The 17,225-nt window shown below is 54.0% G+C and carries 21 protein-coding genes; 6 read left to right on the top strand and 15 right to left on the bottom strand.

Features of this window, described 5'->3' with window-relative positions:
• The first annotated feature begins 11 nt into the window (after positions 1 to 11).
• Both BKD70_RS18645 and BKD70_RS18640 read left to right on the top strand, forming a co-directional pair.
• Positions 12 to 686, top strand: a complete 675-nt coding sequence (locus BKD70_RS18645; RefSeq protein ID WP_047274511.1) for an MgtC/SapB family protein — start codon at positions 12 to 14, stop codon at positions 684 to 686.
• Between the two features lie 119 nt (positions 687 to 805).
• Complete coding sequence (locus BKD70_RS18640; RefSeq protein ID WP_047274512.1) at positions 806 to 1,267, top strand: Lrp/AsnC family transcriptional regulator; 462 nt, start codon at positions 806 to 808, stop codon at positions 1,265 to 1,267.
• 29 nt (positions 1,268 to 1,296) lie between these two features.
• Here the strand turns inward: BKD70_RS18640 and metC are convergent, their stop codons facing one another.
• The 3 genes from metC to BKD70_RS18625 all read right to left on the bottom strand — a co-directional run bounded on the left by metC (position 1,297) and on the right by BKD70_RS18625 (position 3,473).
• Entirely contained in the window at positions 1,297 to 2,472 is a 1,176-nt protein-coding gene (metC, locus tag BKD70_RS18635) for a cystathionine beta-lyase (RefSeq protein WP_047274515.1), read from the bottom strand.
• A 224-nt stretch (positions 2,473 to 2,696) separates the two neighbouring features.
• The gene (locus tag BKD70_RS18630; protein ID WP_047274517.1) at positions 2,697 to 2,912 is read right to left on the bottom strand and encodes a helix-turn-helix transcriptional regulator; all 216 of its coding nucleotides are present in this window, start codon (positions 2,910 to 2,912) and stop codon (positions 2,697 to 2,699) included.
• 9 nt (positions 2,913 to 2,921) lie between these two features.
• A complete protein-coding gene (locus BKD70_RS18625) occupies positions 2,922 to 3,473 on the bottom strand; it encodes a DUF2975 domain-containing protein (RefSeq protein WP_047274519.1) in 552 nt (183 codons plus the stop codon).
• Between the two features lie 283 nt (positions 3,474 to 3,756).
• Between BKD70_RS18625 and BKD70_RS18620 the strand changes: the two genes are divergently transcribed.
• Together BKD70_RS18620 and umuC are read left to right on the top strand one after the other, a co-directional pair.
• On the top strand, positions 3,757 to 4,185 hold the full coding sequence (locus BKD70_RS18620) for a LexA family transcriptional regulator (protein ID WP_047274521.1): 429 nt from the start codon (positions 3,757 to 3,759) through the stop codon (positions 4,183 to 4,185).
• Positions 4,175 to 5,455 carry a translesion error-prone DNA polymerase V subunit UmuC gene (gene umuC, locus BKD70_RS18615; RefSeq protein WP_047274523.1) on the top strand — a complete coding sequence of 427 codons (1,281 nt, stop codon included), beginning with the start codon at positions 4,175 to 4,177 and terminating at the stop codon, positions 5,453 to 5,455. Before BKD70_RS18620 ends, umuC begins: the two co-directional genes overlap by 11 nt.
• Here umuC and BKD70_RS18610 read toward each other — a convergent pair.
• Complete coding sequence (locus BKD70_RS18610) at positions 5,449 to 5,937, bottom strand: DUF2938 domain-containing protein (protein WP_047274525.1); 489 nt, start codon at positions 5,935 to 5,937, stop codon at positions 5,449 to 5,451. The two genes, umuC and BKD70_RS18610, sit on opposite strands and share 7 nt — an antisense overlap.
• A gap of 78 nt (positions 5,938 to 6,015) precedes the next feature.
• Here BKD70_RS18610 and BKD70_RS18605 point away from each other — a divergent pair, with 78 nt between their 5' ends.
• The gene (locus BKD70_RS18605) at positions 6,016 to 6,435 is read left to right on the top strand and encodes a helix-turn-helix domain-containing protein (protein WP_047274527.1); all 420 of its coding nucleotides are present in this window, start codon (positions 6,016 to 6,018) and stop codon (positions 6,433 to 6,435) included.
• A 35-nt stretch (positions 6,436 to 6,470) separates the two neighbouring features.
• Positions 6,471 to 6,992: a DUF2867 domain-containing protein gene (locus BKD70_RS18600; protein WP_047274529.1), complete on the top strand. Its 522-nt coding sequence runs from the start codon at positions 6,471 to 6,473 to the stop codon at positions 6,990 to 6,992.
• 17 nt (positions 6,993 to 7,009) lie between these two features.
• Here the strand turns inward: BKD70_RS18600 and BKD70_RS18595 are convergent, their stop codons facing one another.
• The 11 genes from BKD70_RS18595 to BKD70_RS24415 all read right to left on the bottom strand — a co-directional run.
• Positions 7,010 to 7,666: a DUF1266 domain-containing protein gene (locus BKD70_RS18595; RefSeq protein WP_047274532.1), complete on the bottom strand. Its 657-nt coding sequence runs from the start codon at positions 7,664 to 7,666 to the stop codon at positions 7,010 to 7,012.
• Between the two features lie 10 nt (positions 7,667 to 7,676).
• On the bottom strand, positions 7,677 to 8,684 hold the full coding sequence (locus tag BKD70_RS18590; protein ID WP_230683785.1) for a PcfJ domain-containing protein: 1,008 nt from the start codon (positions 8,682 to 8,684) through the stop codon (positions 7,677 to 7,679).
• Between the two features lie 194 nt (positions 8,685 to 8,878).
• Positions 8,879 to 11,203 (bottom strand): hypothetical protein, encoded by a 2,325-nt coding sequence (locus tag BKD70_RS18585; protein WP_238591577.1) that lies wholly within the window; start codon positions 11,201 to 11,203, stop codon positions 8,879 to 8,881.
• Between the two features lie 76 nt (positions 11,204 to 11,279).
• Positions 11,280 to 12,932 (bottom strand): WG repeat-containing protein, encoded by a 1,653-nt coding sequence (locus BKD70_RS18580; protein WP_047274537.1) that lies wholly within the window; start codon positions 12,930 to 12,932, stop codon positions 11,280 to 11,282.
• A 175-nt stretch (positions 12,933 to 13,107) separates the two neighbouring features.
• Positions 13,108 to 13,509, bottom strand: a complete 402-nt coding sequence (locus BKD70_RS18575; RefSeq protein ID WP_047274539.1) for a hypothetical protein — start codon at positions 13,507 to 13,509, stop codon at positions 13,108 to 13,110.
• Between the two features lie 148 nt (positions 13,510 to 13,657).
• A complete protein-coding gene (locus BKD70_RS18570; protein WP_047274541.1) occupies positions 13,658 to 13,921 on the bottom strand; it encodes a PAAR domain-containing protein in 264 nt (87 codons plus the stop codon).
• Positions 13,922 to 13,967: 46 nt separating this feature from the next.
• Entirely contained in the window at positions 13,968 to 14,228 is a 261-nt protein-coding gene (locus tag BKD70_RS24835; protein WP_139047500.1) for a hypothetical protein, read from the bottom strand.
• Between the two features lie 195 nt (positions 14,229 to 14,423).
• Entirely contained in the window at positions 14,424 to 14,582 is a 159-nt protein-coding gene (locus tag BKD70_RS25755) for a hypothetical protein (protein WP_139047504.1), read from the bottom strand.
• 84 nt (positions 14,583 to 14,666) lie between these two features.
• Positions 14,667 to 14,813, bottom strand: coding sequence for a hypothetical protein (locus BKD70_RS25095; RefSeq protein ID WP_169835992.1), 147 nt, complete (start codon positions 14,811 to 14,813; stop codon positions 14,667 to 14,669).
• 1,167 nt (positions 14,814 to 15,980) lie between these two features.
• Positions 15,981 to 16,595, bottom strand: coding sequence for a hypothetical protein (locus BKD70_RS18565; protein WP_047274542.1), 615 nt, complete (start codon positions 16,593 to 16,595; stop codon positions 15,981 to 15,983).
• Positions 16,596 to 16,605: 10 nt separating this feature from the next.
• On the bottom strand, positions 16,606 to 17,225 hold a 620-nt coding region (locus BKD70_RS24415), incomplete at its 5' end, for an RHS repeat-associated core domain-containing protein (RefSeq protein ID WP_256542993.1).

The raw sequence follows: 17,225 nt of genomic DNA, 5'->3' as shown, positions 1-17,225 counted from the left end.
GAAGGGACTGAATGATTTCTGATTGGGAAATGTGCATGCGGCTGCTGTTGGCGGCTTTTCTCGGCAGTTTGATTGGCGTTCAGCGCGAACACCTGTTTTGGACGGCAGGCCTGCGTACGCACATGTTGGTGTGTGCGGGGGCGTGTTTGGTGATGATTGTGTCGGCGTTTGGATTTCAACAGGCGCTGACCATGCCAGGCACGCAGCTGGACCCTTCGCGAATTGCCGCACAGGTGGTCTCGGGGATCGGCTTTCTGGGGGCCGGTTCGATTCTGATGCGCGGTGAGGTCATCAAGGGCCTGACCACGGCCGCCAGTTTGTGGGCGGTTGCAGCTATCGGCCTGGCCGTGGGCGGCGGACTGTATGTGTTGGGCACTGCGGCAACCTTTTTGATTCTGATCATCCTGATCGCCATTCGGCCCATGGAACGCGTGCTCAGGGATATCGTGCAGATCCAGGTGGTCAAGCTGGTGGCGCCGTCCAATACGCTGTCGTTAAGTCAGCTGGAGCAACTGCTGGGTGAGCGGTCCAAAAAAATCAGACAATTCATCGTTGAGCAAGGCCCGGTCAAGGACACCGAAACAGTGACCATCGAGTTCCGGGGCGTCACCCGTGTGGCGGCGGACCAAATGATCAAAGAGATCCTTGGCGTTGCAGGTGTGCGCGAAGTTCTGGCGCCGCATTGAGGGTTTTCAGGCGACAGACAGGGAAGGACGGGGTAGCGCGGGCAGGGTGAGCTGCTGGAGAATGCCGGGCTTTCGCGCACCGTTGTTTTCTTTTGATCCGTACAAGGCCTCGACTTCTCATGGACAAGCTTGACAGGGCAATTCTGCACATCCTGCAGACCGATTGCACACGTGCGGTAGGGGATATCGCCGAGCAGATCGGTCTTGGCACGACGGCCTGCTGGCGGCGCATTCAAAAGCTTGAAGAGGCCGGAATCATTCGCGGTCGGGTCGCGTTGCTGGATGGCAAAAAGCTGAACGTGGGGGTGATTGTTTTCGTGTCGATCAAAACCACTCAGCACAATGCCCAATGGCTCGACAGCTTTCGCGCTGCCGTGGCTTCGATCGAAGAAGTGGTCGAGGTTTACCGTATGGCCGGGGACACGGACTATTTGTTGCGCGTTGCAGTGCCTGATGTGGCCGCCTATGACGCCGTCTACAAACAGCTTATTAAGGTCCCCGGACTGTCGGATATCAGTTCCAGTTTCTCCATGGAGCAAATCAAGTATTCAACCAGCCTGCCTCTGCGCTACGCGCCTTGAGCGCCTAAAACCCATAGCTCAGTCCCGGTTTACGCCACAGCGACACACGGTTTTTGCACGGCAATGTCCAGCGCTCGCTGGAAGTCCAGCACCAGGTCGTCGACATGCTCAAGCCCGGCATGCACACGGATCAGATACCCCAGCGGTGCGGGGGTGTGCTGACGGACCGGGTGCCCGACGGGCACAACAAGACTTTCGAAACCGCCCCACGACAGGCCAATCCCGAACAGCTTGAGGTTATCGAACAGGCGCGCCAAAACCGTCGGGTCTTGCGTGTTGACCTCTATCCCGAACAAGCCGCTGGCCCCCAGAAAATCGCGCTTCCACAGATCATGGCCGGGATCGTTGGGCAGTGCGGGGTGCATGACGCGGGTGATGAGTGGGTGCTGTTCAAGGCTGCGTGCCAGCGTGACCCCATTGCTCCAGTGGCGTTGCAGGCGCACGGGCAATGTGCGCAGCCCGCGCAACGCGAGGAACAGATCATCAGGACTGGCGGTTTGGCCAAAATCATGCGCCCCGGCTTTCAAGAGTGGCCAGGCCCGTTCATTGGCGGTGGCAACGCCGAGCAAGGCGTCCGAATGCCCCACGATGTATTTGGTCGCCGCCTGTATGGACACATCCACGCCATGCTCAAAGGGCTTGAAGTACAGCGGCGAGGCCCACGTGTTATCCAGCAGTACGAAGGCACCCACGCTATGGGCCGCCTGGCAAATGGCCGGCAAGTCGCAGACTTCAAACGTCAGTGACCCCGGCGACTCTGTAAACACGACGCGAGTAGTGGGGCGCAGTTGGCGGGCAATACCCGCTCCGGCAGCGGGGGCGAAGAACTCCACCTCTACGCCAAGACGGGTCAGTACCGTGCTGACAAACGTGCGCGTCGGGCCGTAAATGTTGTCGGTGATCAGCACATGGTCACCGGCGCTGACAAACGCCAACAGGGCATGAACGCAGGCTGCCAGGCCTGAAGGGAATACCAGGCTGGCATGACCACCTTCCAGCCCGGCCATTGCATCTTCAAAGGCGCGGGTGGTCGGCGTGCCAAAGCGGCCATAGTTGGCGTACGGATTACCGTCCTTCTTGCTCGCCTCCCAACTGTTGAAGTCTTTGGCCAGAACGGTAGAACCCCGAAACACCGGTGTATTGATGAGTCCGCCGTACGCTTCGGAATCTCGACCGCAATGCAGGTAGTGGGTGGCGTCATGCATGGGCGTCTCTCCTCAATGAACGTAGGGGAATGATACGGACGCTCAGCGTGTTTAATTTTGCTTTTATTTCTGTTTTTTGGGCGGTTATTAGATTTTATTTCTATTAGTTGGTGGAATAATGGATTTTATTTTGATGGATTATTTTCCAGGCGAAATATTGCCCGCTTACGCTCGCAGGAGCAGTAAACGGGCGATTCCTTACGGGGTGTGAGCGAGCGCTTGTCTTAATCGGTTGGCTCTGCCTGGTAATGCAGCAAGTCCCCCGGCTGGCAATTCAACGCGCAGCAAATGGCTTCCAGCGTCCCGAGCCGAATACCTTTGACCTTGCCTTGCTTGAGCAGCGAGAGGTTCTGTTCGGTGATGCCGATGATCTGCGCCAAATCCTTGGACTTGACCTTGCGCGTTGCCAGCATCACATCGAGTTTGATTTCTATGGGCATTTTGACCTCTTAAACAAACTGCTGATTTTCACGTGCCAACATGCACGCACGATGCAGGCTACGGGCCACAATCATGACACTTGCCGCGAGAAACAGCGCCACCACATCCGAAGGGCCAAAGCTGATGGTAAACAAACGCTCACCCGCCGGGCGCATCATCGTGATCCATACGCTCAACACAGGGCCCAGCAAGAAGCTGATCAATACCCACAGACCGACACTTTTTCCGACCTTGCCCAACAGGTCTGCTGATTCGGGTTCGAAGTATTCCCCGTTGGCGTAAAACTTGAACAATGCACTCAACGCCACCAACCCCTTGGCCAGAATCAAAAGCGGAATACTGGACAGGACAATGCCGCCTGTAATCTGCCACCAGGGCATCTGATGGATATTGGCGTCCAGCGTTTCGGTCAGGGCCGTGAGATTGAAACCAGGTCCATACAGATTCATCACGTCCGGAAACAGCCAGTAGGCAATATTGGAAAGCAGCATGAGGGCAACCAGGCCCAGCGTCGCGGTTGCAAGGACTTTGCTGTACTTCGCCAAACGATCTGTGTTCATTCAACAATCCTTCTTGTGTGGGAAATCTTGTAGTGGGGAGTAGAGGTGAATCGGGTCGCGGCAAGTGGGCGACGGCGGAATCATAAGCGCAGAAAAAATGATTGTAAAACGATAATTAAATATTGTTTTGCAGTGATAATTGCAGGGTTCACCCAGAGAAAAGACTCGTTGTTTCAGGGCTGATTTACGTAGCCTCTCGTCGTAATTTCCTACAGATAAATTGACCTTCGGCCCGCAGCGCAGTTAACTGTATGAACATACAGTTAACAGAAAGGCGAGCGTCATGGGTTTCACTGTTTTGGGTCCTCTGGCTGAAGGTGGTGTTCGCCGTCCGTGGTGTTCGTTCAAAGTGCCGGCCGGTTTTCCCTCGCCTGCGGCTGACCATGTCGAGAAACATATCTCGCTCGATCAGGCACTTAATATTCGAGCGGCACACGTGTACCTGGTCACCATTGACGGCGACAGCATGCAGGACGCGGGGATTTTTTCCGGGGATCTGGCCGTGGTGGATCGTGCCATTGAAGCGGCCCACGGCCATGTGGTGGTGGCGCTGCTAAATAATGATCCGATTTGTAAACGCCTGTGGTTGAAAGGCAGCACGGTCATGCTGGTCTCTGACAACCCCAAATACCCCAATCGCTACATCATGGAAGGTGATGAGCTGTCGATTTGGGGCGTGATCACCCACACGGTGCGCAACCATGGCCACTGAACCCCGGCCGGTCTTTGCCCTGATTGACTGCAACAGCTTTTATGCAAGCTGTGAGCGCGTGTTTCGGCCGGACCTGGCAAAGGTGCCGATCGTGGTGCTGAGCAACAATGACGGTTGCGTCATTGCCCGCAGTTATGACGCCAAACCGTATATCAAAATGGGCGCGCCTTATTTCCAGATCAAACAGCAACTGGAGCAGCAGGGGATCATGGCGTTCTCTTCGAACTACGCGTTGTACGGCGACATGAGTGAGCGGGTGATGAGCCTGATCGAAGCTCAAGTCCCTGCCGTCGAGGTGTACAGCATTGATGAAGCCTTTGCTGACATGACCGGCATTGCGGATGTCACGCAGGTCAGTCGCCAGTTGCGAAAGCGCATCCTGCAATGCACCGGTATCCCGGTGGGGGTCGGTATTGGTCCTACCAAGACCTTGGCCAAACTGGCCAACCACACGGCCAAGCGCTTGCAGGCGCACACCGGAGGCGTGGTCAATCTGTGCCCGGATCACGAACGGGCCTGGACGCTGCGCAATACCTCAGTGTCGGATGTCTGGGGGATCGGACGGCGCATGACGGCGCATCTGGAAGGCATGGGCATTGTGTCGGCGATGGATCTGGCGCGGGCCGACCCGTGGACGTTGCGTAAAAAATTTAGCGTGGTCATCGAAAAAACGGCCCGCGAGCTGGCGGGCACCCCGTGCCTGGAGCTGGACGAACCCGATCCGCCGAAGCAGGAAATCTGCTGCAGCCGAATGTTCGGCCGGCGTCTGACAGCCATCGAGCCGATCAAAGAAGCAGTCGCGACATACATGATGCGTGCCTCGGAAAAACTGCGGGCGCAACAGTCTTACTGCCACAAGGTGCGGGTCAGTATCCGTACCGGCATGTTCAACCCGCACGAAGTCAAATACGCCAAAGGCATCGTCGTGACGTTGCCCTATCCCACCGATGACGTGCGTCTGCTGACAAAAACCGCCGTCGACGCCGTGGAGCATGTCTTTCAACCCGGATTCAACTACAGCAAGGCTGAAGTCATGCTGTTGGACTTGCGTCAGCCCGGCGAGTTTTCCGATGACCTGTTTGCCCTCAATCAGCCCGCCGAAGCCTCACGGGTGATGGCCGTGCTGGACCAGATCAACAACCGCTGGGGCCGGGGAACACTGCGTGCGGCAAGCGTACCGGCCCATCCGGACTGGGGCATGCGCCGGGATTTGATGAGTCAGAGTTACACCACGCGGCTGGATCAGCTGTGGAGAATCTCCTGTCACTGAGCCCATAGCCAGCCCGTTACATACAATCCAATGCCGAACGAGAGGTGCGTTGCCAGACTCCTGAGTCGCGCCAGTCGTGGGTGCGGCGTGTTTGAGGCGGCAACCCCCATCCCCAGCGCCGGCTGCATGATCAGCCACGGTGCTGCAACACTGAGTACGCCCACCAGCAGTGCCGGCACCAGCGTTGGCTGATAAAGCCAGCGCTCGCCTGCGCCCGCCAGCAGCACCGCCGCGAAGGCGACGCCCGTCAGGTAATGAAACAGCCAGCCGGTCAGTCGCTCATGCCGTACCGCTTGAGCGCGGCTTATTGAGTCATGGCGAAATCGGCCCGAAGGCATATGCCCCAGCCAGCGGCCAACGAACCGATAGTCAAGCGATGGCACGTTGAATAAGCGCCGGCGAAGCAGAGCGACGAGATCCATGAAAAACGTGGCCCCCAAGCCAAGCCCCGTGGCGCTTGCAATCCACTGCGTAGTGTCCATGTCACGTTCCCCTTGTCGGCCAGGTAGCGAGTTGTTTGAATGGCCAGTGTGCAAGTTCAAGTCGACTTGAGGTCAAGCATGAAAGAGTTCGGCATCAGGGAAGTCGCGAGGCGTTCGGGGGTTCCGGCTTCGACGTTGCGCTACTACGAAGAAAAAGGGCTGATCCGTTCCGCGGGACGACGGGGGTTGAGCCGGGTATTCAAGGCAGATGTACTGGATCAGCTCGCGTTAATCACCTTCGCGCAGTCGCTGACGTTTTCATTGGAAGAAATTGCCCCCATGCTGACAGCCAATGGCCATGTCACCCTTGACCGGCAGTTACTCACCCGCAAAGCCGATGAGCTGGACCGTCTAATGGCCAAGCTCGCCGCAGTACGCGATGAGCTGCGCAGTGCAGCGGCCTGCCCAGCGCGCAGTCACGGGCAATGCCCCAGCTTTCAGCAGCGGTTAAAAGACGTTTCCCGTGAAGATGTATGGCAGGCCCCGTTTGGCTTTTGAAGGCAATGAAGCTATCTGGCAAGGAGCGCAACCTTATGAACCCACGCGTCACCCCCTGTGCAGTGCCGCCGGGTACGCTGATCAGCGCCTACGTTGAAGGCGCGCAATTCGTTGACAGTCAGCGCACGTTCACCCGGGAGGCAGAACGCACAGCGTTAAGCCACTTGTTGCATCTCATGGCGGCCACGCCGGGCTGGATCGACGCACTGATGACGACGCGCAATCGTGTGGTCAAGCTGTTGGGGCTCAAAGACCTCGGCCGATTGGGGCATATCGATTTGAACCGGGAAGAAAGCACCTATCAGGTGCATGACCGGCTTGGCATCTTCACCTTGCTGGCCAACACCCCCAATGAGGTGTTGGTCGCAGACAAAGACAAGCATCTTGATGTGTACGTGTCATTGAGCCGCTCTGACGTTCAAGCCGACGGCACGCGAGAAATCGTAGTGGCCACCGTGGTGCATACCCATAACCGTCTTGGCCGCCTGTACATGCTGCCGGTCGCTCCGGTTCACCGGTATATCGCACCTTTGATGCTGGCGCGTATACCGGGTTGATCCGCGGGTGGGGCTGTTCAGGCGGGTGTCGGGTTGAAGGCAGGCAATTCGCGCCACGGCAGAGCGGCCCATGCGCCAGTACGGGGCGCGAGCAGTTGATTTAATAAGGTTTCATTGAAGCGCTGACCCAGCGGATCGGCCCGGAAAGCGGCTATCCATTGCTGACGACCGTCAATGAAGGCCTTGCCCAAGTCTTCCCAGCCCGAAAAACACTCCTGGGCGCGTTGCGCATTGAGCAACAACACACGCCAGGCCGTGTCCTGCGGTACCCAGTTCAACAGCATGATGCAACGCATCAAAAACGCCGTGCGGATACAGGCAAATGCCATGGCCGCGCGAGGATCGTCAGTGGGTGATAAGTGCTCAAGATCCAGCCCAAACCAATGGCGCTCCAAGGTTGCATCCAAATGGGCACGCACTTCGTCATCCGTTGCGTGGCTGCGAAAACCCAGTTGATGCAAAAGTGGCGCTCTGAGCGCAGCCTGAATCTGTTCGACAAAGCCGGTAGTGCCAGCGTCATAAAACCTTGTCAAGCCCACCGCATCCACCATGGGCTGTGACAGCATCAGCGCCCAGTGTTTGCGTTGAGTGAAAGCCTTTTCAGGCAAGGCTGGCGGGCGTCTTATACGCCACACGATCAGGCACACGCACGCAATAATCAAAAGAGTAGTCATGTGAAATTTCTCACCTTATGGATGCCTGCCAGTCAATGATGGCCGCTGCGTGCCCGGAGGACAGGCCGACCCAAGGTACTCCTTCGGTGGTGAAGTGCCGGTTATCCGACAGGTCGGGTGGGCTGAGGGGATCGAGTACGTGGCGTGCGGCGTACCTGACCGACGGAGCAGCGGGCGCGGTTCGCTGCAACATCTCGACCTGTCGGGCAGCGACCAGCCATTGCGTCATGGCCGATGGCGATTCGAGCCGAGAGAACAACTGCGGGTAGCGCGCCACCAGTTGCGTTTGGGCGGTCGGGTCGTTTACCTGTTCGAGGCGTAACCAGCCCGCCTGGGTGCGTACCACACCGATGGCAATACAGTCTGGTGGTGACTGTTGATCAGTGCCCAGCGCGTTCAGACACATTAACAAGGGTTGCAGGTAGCGCTCCACGGGCGGGCGATTCTGTTTCCCCTTGACTTGATCAACCGTCAAATCGCCATTGGCCTGTACCGTCAAACTGACGGTGATGTGCGGCTGGCCTTGAGCATCGCGCAAGCTGAACAGGCGCATATGACCTTGTTCGACAGCATCGGCGTAGTGCCCGCCATAGCCGCCAGTCAGCGCTTTACGATCGGCGAACTGCCCGAGGCAATGGCGCATGACATAGCTTTCAAACGCCATTTCGGCGCGAAGTGCATGGCTGTCGGGCAGCAGCTCAACCCAGGCATGGTCTGTACACGTCACGATACGACCCAGCGCATCGGGCTGACTGGTGCGCCAACCTTGTGCCGTACGGGTTGTCATTTGCGCGTGCTCTTTTTCCCATAGCATCAGCGCTTGAGGGCAGTTGATACGCTCCAGTTTTCCTTCAAGGGGTGTACCTTTGCGTGCCGTCAGAAACTCGACCAGCAGGGCTTCCTGTTGCAACAGTAACGGATCTTCAGGGGCAACCCAGACCAGTGGAACGTTATTGCCGGACGCATTGAAAAACCGGCTCAGCCAGGGCGGAGCAGGGGTTGAGCCCAGTACTGCCATGCTCTCTTCCAAAGAGTGGAGGCGACGCGCCGGCTCAAAATTACTCACTAAATGGCGATAAAAGTGGTTCTGCAGCCAGGCGCGAATCGAAGCGGTGTCCCCCCGTTCGCCACTTCGTTGAGTAATACCCTGTTTGAGTTGATCTGCATTAAGGGCGTTACGTGCAGCGTACGGCCCGCGAGAGCCAGGTGGCACTATTTCCATACTTGCCACCACCGTTTGTGTGAGGCTTTTTCTGCGCGTTGCAAGCTGGCGAGGGTGTTTTCAATCGCTGGCCAGTCCGGATCTACCCAGTCTGCCTCGGTGGGTGGCGTGACTTGAATGCGCAAGTAATACTCAATGGCCTCGGCATTGCGACCCAAGTATTCAAACATTTTGGCCACTTCGAGCATCAGCGTGATCATGTTCGCGGCCTCGACGCAGCGCGCATAACGCAACCACAAGCCATAGGCGTTGTCGGGGTAGGTCTGGGCCAGGAAACGAGCCAATGCGACGCGGGTATGCAATTGGGACACAGACAGTTGTTGATCACTAATGCCCTGTTCTTGCTGGCATTTAAGCAGGCGTTCTACCCAGATCAGAATTTCGCCACTGCGATTCAACATAAGCAGGGCGTAGGCTACGTCACAAATATAATCGTTGAGGTCGTGGCGGCTGTAGCCGTAGTCCTGGGCGTAATGCCAAAGCTGTTCGGCAGCGTCTATGAGGGCCAGATAGTCATCCTGTGCGCGGTAAACATTCAGAACTCCCTGGTAGTGCTCCGCGAACGGGCTGGCCTGAATACCGCGCCGGTGCAGGTCGAGGCACAGGTCATGCGTGGCTGGGTTGCGCGTGCATCTGTATAGAATCGCCAGGTTGTTGCAGAGCATGGAGTACAGATGCGCGCAAGCATCGTATGGGTGCCCGGTGCCGCAGGCGAAGTACTGCTCCATGCGCGTACGCCCTTGTTCATAAGCGTTGATCTGAGCGCTGGCCAACAGATCTGACGCTTCTTGACGCTCTGTTGAAGTCAACGTTTCAGCCTTTTCTTCGACCAGGCGATCGATGGTCAAGGCGTAGTTATAGGCATGCCAACCACTGGCCAGAACAGGCGTCGGCTGACGCAGTGCTGCAATGACGCCTTCAACCTGCACGTGGGCGCTAAAAAGGCTGAAGGCGGTGCGGTTGTCTTGCAACGAGCCATCGCGTACAGCCTCCTGCAACAGCCTGACTTGTGTGGATGCTTCAATAACCCCCGCGGCGTAATCATGCACAGAGGCCAGCCGCTTGATCCAGTGATGATCGGGTGCGCGACGCTGTGCCTCAGCCCGGGCATGCGCAAACACTTCGCTCAGCAAGTCTGGCTCGCGAGCGGCCCGGTACAACAGGGCGAGGAGGGTAGAGGGCTCGACGGTGCAGTGTTCAACAGAGGGCAACGCGGCCGAAAAAGCCTGCAATGTTTCGGGGCTATCACAAGCCCGCATCACACACAAAGGCCACCACACGCGTTGGTCGTCCGGGTCTTGAAGGCGATCGTGAACCAAGCGCACCGTTCCGGGCCATACCTCGGTGCGCTGGTCATACACATCGATAAATGCGCGATACCCTGCGGCATCGATTTGCCCGCTCTCCACCAACCAAGGCAAGTGACACTCGATAAAATTATTGCTGGCGTCAGAGTCCAGGCTTAATGACGCAGTGGCGCAAAGGCGCAGGGCTTGATCCAGCTCGCCCTGGGCGTATTTCGAACGCGCGGCCAGGCGCGCCATGCGTACTTCCCATTCGCGTTGTTGAGGCGCAGGCAAATGTGCAATCAAGCGGCTGATGGGCTGTTCGAACATGGCCAGTCGTAAAGGGATGATGGTAATCAGCGCATTGCCCAGCCACAGCCAGTCAGTGGCATCCACGCTCTGTTCGGGGCCGGCCGTGCGCAGCGCAGCAACCGCTTCCAGTGCGGCCTCACGGGCTGGCTCATCGTCATTAAAGGAAGCCAGCACCCGCGCTCGGCGTTGCAGACGATCCGCCATATCCCAGGCCTGTACGGTAGCGCGATCGGGATTGGACGTGGCCAGGCTGTAACGCACCTCGATAGCTTTGAGCGCCACTTCAAGGCTGCCGCATTCAAGTGCTTCAAACATGTGATGGTGACGATAGTGTTCCACATCGAAATTCAGAGAGCGTTCAGCCATTGCCGCCAGAGTTTCAAGCTGCTCAAGAAGAGCGCTGTCGTCATTCAGATAATTGGCCAGCCGCAAGCGCAGCATGATCAGGTTCATCGCCAACTCAGGCTGTTGTAAATCCGGCACGCTGCTCAATAGCGCGGCAGCGTCATGTTCCAACACGGCTTTAGCGGCATTCGAGTCCCCGGCGTTAACCCAAAGCACATGCAGACGCTCTATCGCGTCCAGTGAGTCTGCTTTTAGCGGCTGAGCCCGCAATGAGGTCAAAAGGGAACTGCTATCGCAATCTTGATATTGCGTGTCCAGCCGGTCCATGAATTGATCCAGCTCGATACCGCTCAGTGCATTTAAATTGGTCACACTCAACTCCATTTGAAAGTTACGGGTGCACTTGGCGCCCCTTGGCGCACTCCAAGGGGCGCAGGGGGCAATAGTTTCAGCCCTGCTGTTGGGTCTCGGCTGCGTCGTCTGACTCGCCGCACAGGTGTTCTGGATCGGTAGGCCATAACACCTTGCCGCTGCCATCGATCACTTGTTGCACGTCGCATCCTACCGTTCGGGTTTCAAAACCGGGGGTCCCGTCCAGGCTGTACAGGGCGCGTAAGCTGCGGGTCTCATCAGATGGCGTACCCTCCAGCTCATAGGCGAAGAGGGCGCCACGCTGTTCATCGATAACCACTTCTTGCCAGTGGGCGGGTACCAACAATTTGCCATTGAGGTCATACAACGCGGTTGTTGCCAGGCGGGATGTATCAGTCCATGCACGGATGAAACGGCCACTTTTATCCAGCGTAAGCGCGACGTATTGCCCGGGTTCAATCAGCACTTTGCCTTTGGCGTCCATGAGTCCCAGCGTTGTCAATTGATTGGCCGAACCCAGGAAAGTAATGGTCTTTTTCGGCGAATCAGGTTTTGCGAAAACAAACCGATCAGGGGTCAAAACACCGATCTGTGCATATTCAGGCTTGAACAGCTCAACCCCTTTATCGGTGTCGAACAGGCCGAAGTAGACGGTGAACATGTTCTGTAAGTTACCGGTCTGGGTAAAGCCCGGAACAGACGTGAGCATCCCCAACGGTGAGTGCACTGCCGGTTCTGCCGAATCGAAGCTTGGCTGAATCAGCCACTCTCCTGAACGTGCGAGAAAGCCATATTTGCCCTTGTTTCCATCGTCGCCCACGGTCTTGACCAGTGCGCCTTTGTGACCAAACACCTCGCAAGCGTCGTAGCTCGGCGCGATGGCAACCTGACCTTTGAAGTCCAGATAGCCGCAGAGGCTGTCGAAGTTTTCCTTGAAGGCCACCAAACCGTCGCCAGGTACGCCCATCCAGTCATACTTGAGCTCGGTCAGTAGCGTATTCGACGCGTCTGCCAAGCCTTTTTTTCTGCCCTGTGAAACGACGAAATGCTCATTGGCGTATTCAACGAACTTGTCGAAGCCGACAGACTTGAGCTCGCGTGTTTGCAGGTTGATTGCCCAGTTCTGGCCGTCACGTTCAGCACTCACCCAACCGCCCGCCAGGGCACTGTCTTTATGGGTCAAGAGCGAGTCGAAGAGCGGGGCTGTGATCACATGCCCCTCAGCGCTGAGCAGACCGTATTTATCGTCCAGCCCGTAGACGATGTACTGGCCTTGCGCAGTCCCGCCGCCGGGATAGATATCATCATAAGCTGGCGGTTGCACTTCATTGCCTTGCTGGTCCATGACACCCCACTTGCCGTCACGCTCAAATCCGAAAAAACCGGGTGTCAGCAAGCGCAGCCCCTCGGTGAACGCGGGTTTTATAACCTGTGTACCGTCGGCATTGGCCACGTTCCATTGACCGTCTTCGGCATAAATGAACGTGCTGTTCAACGGCACTGAGAGGGCGACGGCGTAGGTGTTATCGCCGTTGACTAACACGGAGCCCTTTTGGTCCAGCACCAGACACTCACCGTTCACACACACGGGGATCACCATGGCAGCCAAAGGGACAGCTGAGGGCGGGGCAGTGGAGTGGGTCGCAGCGTCTTCATGACAACCCGCCAGAAATAACGCCGATAACGAAAGCGCCACAGGCATAAGGCGAGCAATGAATGTTTTTTCCATGACAACACAAGTCCTTGTGAGGGTAAACCAGATACCTACTGACTGATAAATAAGAAAGTGCGCATCTATTCGCATTAAATCCAACTGACGTTCATCGCGTCGACAGCCCAACAATCAATAGGCTGTCGAAACGATTAACCACTTTTAAACAGCGTGGTTAAAGGATCAGGTTCATTTATTGCTGAATGGATTTCAGACCTAGACGCAGGCCTTCATCCGCACTTTTGCACCACGCCTCGAGACCTTGAGGGGCATCGCTGATATTCACCAGTTGGCCATCACTGCCCGGAATCTTGCCTTGGCGCCCGGCTTTCTCTATCGCGTCACCTGAGCTTTTATCGAAAGTAGCAGGCATGTTGCTGACGTAATCCACCATCTTCTCGGCTTGCACAAGACTGTCTTTCTTCAAGTGGCTCTGATCGACACAGTAGGCGATTAATCCCGACATGGAACGACTGGAGTCATAAATTTGTTTGAGGGTTGCGGCATCAGGCATAGCCGGGGCAGGGGCCGCTTGAATCACAGAGCAGAACGAAGCGGAGGCAGCTAATAACACGGTCGAAATTTTGATGTGCATGTTTAGTCCATTAATGTTGATGCAAGTTTAAACTTGCAGGGGTTAAGTCTGCCCAGTTCCAGAAAAGCCCGGGCAGATAAAAAGCACCACAGCGTCAAACAGGTTCAATGCTGAAGTTCCGTGTCCTATCGTGAGATGAACAGGCTGTTCAACGGCTTACAGCACCTTTCGGGCCGCTGGCAATGAGCGCGGCCCCACAGGCCGTCTTCATCCCGTCGAGCGCAACTGCGATGCCGTCTACGGAGTGAGTTGCGCTGCCTTCGACAATCGGAAAAATCCCTTTGCATAAAGGGCAACTAACGTTATGCCCGACCCCCGCAATCGGCTTGCCGTTGAGATCAGTCCGGGAAAAAGCTTCAAGAACGACGCCCCCATGGGTGGTGGTATCGCCTAGGCGAATGATGTCTTTCATTACACTCAATTCCTTCTGGTTTTTACACATCGAAAATACAAAATACTCAATGCGTCCTCTGGATAGCGTTACGGTGCTCCCATTTTTCTGCACTGTCACGCCAGGTATTTACGCCAATCATTTTAGGCGTGCCGTTTTCCAGAATTAACACGTATTGGTAACGCTGTTTAATACCATGAAATTTAATTGTTTCAACCGTCCCCTCCATGCCGGCGCGAGTCTCGGTAACAACTAAAACAGCCTGATCATACTCAGGATGCCGCCCAATGCCTAAGGTTTTGAGTCGATCAGCGCCAGGAATATTCAAGCTTTCTGCACTAATTTATTCAGAAAAATATTAATCAACTGCGCCTTCGTACTAGCGTTAGCATGATGGCTGTATTTAGTATTATGTGTGTAATGTAGGATTTTTCTTTCGCCATGAAAGGCTGCTTCCCGCACGATTATCTGATTTTTAAATGTTTTAACCCTCTCTGCAGGTGACATTGTTGTCATCTCCGTTTCAGCGGTTACTAGAGCGTGGGTTGAGACACATTAGAGACGCCAATCTGGCTTGATACAGAGCCGAGTGGGGAGGGGTAGAGTTCTCATCATTGATCGGGGCCTTACTGACAAACCGTCCGGCCCGTGGATGATAGTACCTATACCGGTTGTAGTGCAGTCGTGTTTCGTGCCTCTAGTACTCTCCTATTCACAATAGTCGAGCGAACAAATCTGTGGGATTAGTATATGTCAGCAAGAAAGGCTAACGCATAAATTCAGATATTGCTTTATCAATATCTGATAATAAGCTTTCTTTTTGAATTAGCTCTCCCAGTTTTTCTGTTTTTTTTATCATCAACTCAAAGCATTGTAACGTCCCTTGTGCGATCATTTCACTTAATTCATTCAAGTCAGCATTCAACCATTGAGACTGACTGAATTCTAGATCAACTGTGAGTGTCTTGGTTTTTTTAAATACCTCAGGCTTTCCACACCTTGGGATTTAAAGTCCCATATCTTGCCGGATATTCGAAACACTATTGCGATTTTTTGTAATGCGTTTAAAATATCCGCCTATGATATATTTCTTAAAGTAATCATTTAATTTTTTTGCATAGGCCAGAATATATCGTCCGCCTGTGGGTCTCCGTATTGTCCGCTTATTTGGATTTCCATTAATACCTCCTATTTTGTGGTTCTCGAACCGGCCCATGGTTCATTATTGTCTGGTCCTGGAAAACGCTCTACGAGTCTGCGCTCTCTATTTAAAATTTCAGAGCGGCTCCCTGCTCGATATGGTCTCAAACGGCCTCCATTCAAATCTGAAGCTATGTATCTGGTATTCGTATCTTGATTAATACCCAAGTGTGGGTATTTTTATTTGTACTGAGCTTTTTAATTCGTCATTTTGAATCGACAAATAATAAAATAAAATAAAATCTTCAGGCAAATTCGATATTTTTCGCCAGTGATCATCTTTCCACCAAGTTACAGACAGTATCTCTCGATTTTTTCTAAAGCCGAAGCAGTATTGACTATCATCTCCAAACTACTTCTCTAAAGCCGAAAATATCTTCGATTGAGTTAGGCTCGCAGTCTTTGTTGTCAGGTTTGCCGTAAAAGCCGTCTGCAATAAAATAGTTACTCAATAATTTTGTTTGTCTCAAAAGTTTCTTTTCGTCCGGGTAGGCTTGAGCGAGTTCGCACTCCAGGTGCTGCCGAAGCTGTCAGTTTATCTTTTAACCTAACGTTGCAGACTCCTTCAGCTTCTTTGTACTTCAATGCAAATTCGCAGTAGCTTGCTGGAAGATATAAGTCACTGATTACTATGTCGTTTCTCATTTATTATACTCCTGTCTTGCTTTTGCATATGCAATCGCTTTCAAGGCGGCGCTTTTACATTTAGTGCCGTGGGGCATCTGCAATCCCTTCCTTGGAGCAGTCGCGCTACCTTCCATAAACCCCTCCCGCACCAAGTACAGCTGACTTAATGACCAACACCGGCAATCGGTTAATCGTCGTGTCTGCGGAGTCGTCTCAGTGAACGCTATCTCACTGTATCGCCGTAGGTTGAGCTTTATCTGAGGGGCTCTGGCAGCCTGCGGGTTAAAGGGCGAAGTTTCTCGCGATCTACCCAAAGCCCCGGAAATACCTCAAATTTAAGATCATCTCTGTTAATTCCGGTATTAAAATACCTGACTAATCTATCATTCAAATCATGACTCCCCCACATATTCGTTAGCTCGTAGGCTTCTATATATTCTCTGTCTTTGGATACAGATAAATCATGTTTTAATACTGGGGCTGTTGTAGTTTCTCGATCATTACCTATGCCTAGATCTATAAGCTTTCCACCAAGGAATGGAAAGCTATCAGAGGCGGATTTGTAATGCAGAATATCCATCGAGGTGTAGGGTTTTATCCAGTAAGGCTTAATATGATCATGGAGGGCTGCTATAGACTCAATAGCGATTTTCCTGACTCCTAAATCTTTCTGAACTACAGTCCCAACGAATACTTGGAAGAGTGGTTTTACTTCAGGCCAATTTACACTTTCCCAATCGTCTTCGTTTGATTTTATGTCATAAAAACGCATGATCGCACTTGCAATCATTTGAGCTACTGTAAACAAGCCATTCTCAAGCTCGATCACAATAAATGCGCCATTTTTCCATGTTATTCTTTTTTTCATAGTGTTAGTCTCACTTTGTTGGCTTGCAATTGCATAGTGGTCCCGACGTAGATTTACTTAAGCTCTGCTTCTCTAAATGACTATCTGCTGCTGCTATATACTCTTTGTTTCGTGCATTACCAACACCTACTGGATTTTGTTTGTTTGCAGTTCCTTCAAGTTTACCTAATTGCTCAAAGCGGAGTTGCTCTAATCCGCGGGCAGTATCTTTTCCGGCTTGGCCATGTCCCGTATATAGCACTTCTGGTGCACCACCAGCGAAACGTGAATAATCGCCGCCATAACGATATTTTAAAACTTCAGCGCCTGTCTTGTTTCCTTGCATACTTGCATAGCCTATATAAGGCTTACCTGTCTTTGAGTCGATACCTTGGTAGGTGATATGAGTTGCATTTGCGGCGCTTGATGCCAACCCCAGCGGATCAACCCACCCCGTTGGATTCGGCGCATACGCATAAAGATTCAACCCACCCGCATAGCTGATCGGGTCTTTGCTGATAAAGCGTCCGACCCGTGGATCATAGTACCTATACCGATTGTAGTGCAGCCCTGTTTCGTGATCGTGGTATTGCCCCTGAAACCTGATCGGGTTGGTCAGGCCTTGGCGTTGTGCCCAGTCCGAGCGTTGTT

Origin of the sequence: Pseudomonas sp. BS-2016 (genome assembly GCF_001806145.1) — a bacterium.
GTDB lineage: Bacteria > Pseudomonadota > Gammaproteobacteria > Pseudomonadales > Pseudomonadaceae > Aquipseudomonas > Aquipseudomonas lundensis.
The sequence above is the reverse complement of the archived record's forward strand: the minus strand, read 5'-3'. Positions and strand labels throughout refer to the sequence as shown.

What these genes read in the sequence shown, in the direction of transcription:
- BKD70_RS18640 (WP_047274512.1), top strand. Translation starts at nt 806, where the DNA reads ATGGACAAGCTTGACAGGGCAATTCTGCACATCCTGCAGACCGATTGC.
- BKD70_RS18565 (WP_047274542.1), bottom strand. Translation starts at nt 16,595, where the DNA reads ATGAAAAAAAGAATAACATGGAAAAATGGCGCATTTATTGTGATCGAG.
- BKD70_RS18595 (WP_047274532.1), bottom strand. Translation starts at nt 7,666, where the DNA reads ATGACTACTCTTTTGATTATTGCGTGCGTGTGCCTGATCGTGTGGCGT.
- metC (WP_047274515.1), bottom strand. Translation starts at nt 2,472, where the DNA reads ATGCATGACGCCACCCACTACCTGCATTGCGGTCGAGATTCCGAAGCG.
- BKD70_RS18645 (WP_047274511.1), top strand. Translation starts at nt 12, where the DNA reads ATGATTTCTGATTGGGAAATGTGCATGCGGCTGCTGTTGGCGGCTTTT.
- BKD70_RS18590 (WP_230683785.1), bottom strand. Translation starts at nt 8,684, where the DNA reads ATGGCAGTACTGGGCTCAACCCCTGCTCCGCCCTGGCTGAGCCGGTTT.
- BKD70_RS18570 (WP_047274541.1), bottom strand. Translation starts at nt 13,921, where the DNA reads ATGAAAGACATCATTCGCCTAGGCGATACCACCACCCATGGGGGCGTC.
- BKD70_RS18580 (WP_047274537.1), bottom strand. Translation starts at nt 12,932, where the DNA reads ATGGAAAAAACATTCATTGCTCGCCTTATGCCTGTGGCGCTTTCGTTA.
- umuC (WP_047274523.1), top strand. Translation starts at nt 4,175, where the DNA reads ATGGCCACTGAACCCCGGCCGGTCTTTGCCCTGATTGACTGCAACAGC.
- BKD70_RS18610 (WP_047274525.1), bottom strand. Translation starts at nt 5,937, where the DNA reads ATGGACACTACGCAGTGGATTGCAAGCGCCACGGGGCTTGGCTTGGGG.
- BKD70_RS18625 (WP_047274519.1), bottom strand. Translation starts at nt 3,473, where the DNA reads ATGAACACAGATCGTTTGGCGAAGTACAGCAAAGTCCTTGCAACCGCG.
- BKD70_RS18620 (WP_047274521.1), top strand. Translation starts at nt 3,757, where the DNA reads ATGGGTTTCACTGTTTTGGGTCCTCTGGCTGAAGGTGGTGTTCGCCGT.
- BKD70_RS18600 (WP_047274529.1), top strand. Translation starts at nt 6,471, where the DNA reads ATGAACCCACGCGTCACCCCCTGTGCAGTGCCGCCGGGTACGCTGATC.
- BKD70_RS18630 (WP_047274517.1), bottom strand. Translation starts at nt 2,912, where the DNA reads ATGCCCATAGAAATCAAACTCGATGTGATGCTGGCAACGCGCAAGGTC.
- BKD70_RS18575 (WP_047274539.1), bottom strand. Translation starts at nt 13,509, where the DNA reads ATGCACATCAAAATTTCGACCGTGTTATTAGCTGCCTCCGCTTCGTTC.
- BKD70_RS18605 (WP_047274527.1), top strand. Translation starts at nt 6,016, where the DNA reads ATGAAAGAGTTCGGCATCAGGGAAGTCGCGAGGCGTTCGGGGGTTCCG.